The organism is Deinococcus marmoris DSM 12784, assembly GCF_000701405.1.
Taxonomy (GTDB): Bacteria; Deinococcota; Deinococci; order Deinococcales; family Deinococcaceae; genus Deinococcus; species Deinococcus marmoris.
The window spans coordinates 1-1168 of the sequence record NZ_JNIV01000245.1; the positions used below are offsets into that span (position 1 = coordinate 1).

Genomic DNA, 1168 nt, shown 5'->3' on the forward strand with positions numbered 1-1168 from the left:
TACGCCCCGGACGCCCCTCATGTCAGGCATGTCGGTTATGATTCCAGCCTTCTACCCGTTTCCAGAGCCTCGCGGTAAAGGAGGCGCCGTCAGTCCACTTTTACCGAACATCTTTCGTTTATTTCGTTTGGTTGCTGTAGAGTGTGTGGAGGAGGAACACCGATGACCGCTCTGCCCAACCCCCTGCCCCTGCCCAACGAACAGGACCGGCTCCACGCCCGTGAACTGCTGGGACGGCTCTCGCGGGGTCAGCAGGACACCCTGCGCGTGGCTGACCTGCCCACCGGCACCCGCTCGCTGCTCGAGACCATCCTGCAGGAAGTCGCGCAGGGGCACGCCGTCCAGGTGGTGCCGGTCCAGGCCGAACTCGGCACCCAGGACGCCGCCGATCTGCTGGGGGTTTCCCGACCCCACCTGGTCAAGCTGCTTGACGACGGTGCCCTGGCGTCCTGGAAAGTCGGGACCCACCGCCGCGTCCGGTTGGACGACCTGTTGGTGTACCGCGCGCGGCGCGACGTCCAGCGCCAGCAGGCCCTCCAGGAACTCGCGGATCTCGACCAGGAACTGGGTTTGACTTGAAGCTCCGCGCGCTGTTGGACGCCAACGTCCTGTATCCCGCCACGCTGCGGAGTCTCCTGATCGACCTGGCTGTCGCTGACTTATATATGGCTTTCTGGACAAATGAAATCCATGACGAGTGGATCCGAAATCTCGCCTCCCACCGCCCGGAACTGGACCGCGCGAAGCTGGAGCGCACCCGCGCGCTGATGGACCGTGCGCTCGAGACCGCGCAGCTGACGGATGTGCCGCCTCTGGCGACGGCCATCACCTTGCCGGACGAGGATGACCGCCACGTGCTGGCTGCAGCGCTGCACGCCGGGGCAGACGTGATCGTGACGCAGAATCTGCGGGACTTCCCGGCCCGGGTGCTGGAACCGCTCGGCCTCCAGGCAGTGGCCCCGGAAGCCTTTCTGCTCGAGCTGCTGGGGGCCAGTCCGCAGCAGTTCACTGGGGCCGTCCGGGCGGGCCGGCTTCGGTTAAGGGCGCCGCCCTTCACTGCACAAGCGTATATGGCAATGGTTCGGACAGTTTTGACGAAAAGTAGGGGTGGCCCAAAAAACGGGTCTCCGGTAGGGTGAGGTTCTCAAGCCCACACCCAAGGAGACCC

The 1168-nt window shown here is 65.0% G+C and carries 2 protein-coding genes; both read left to right on the forward strand.

The window, feature by feature from the left end; translation table 11 throughout:
- Positions 1-162 precede the first annotated feature (162 nt).
- Positions 163-579, forward strand: a complete 417-nt coding sequence (locus Q319_RS0123625) for an excisionase family DNA-binding protein (RefSeq protein WP_029484809.1) — start codon at positions 163-165, stop codon at positions 577-579.
- Positions 576-1139 (forward strand): PIN domain-containing protein, encoded by a 564-nt coding sequence (locus tag Q319_RS0123630; protein ID WP_051655736.1) that lies wholly within the window; start codon positions 576-578, stop codon positions 1137-1139. Before Q319_RS0123625 ends, Q319_RS0123630 begins: the two co-directional genes overlap by 4 nt.
- Positions 1140-1168 lie beyond the last annotated feature (29 nt).

What these genes read in the sequence shown, in the direction of transcription:
- Q319_RS0123625 (WP_029484809.1), top strand. Translation starts at nt 163, where the DNA reads ATGACCGCTCTGCCCAACCCCCTGCCCCTGCCCAACGAACAGGACCGG.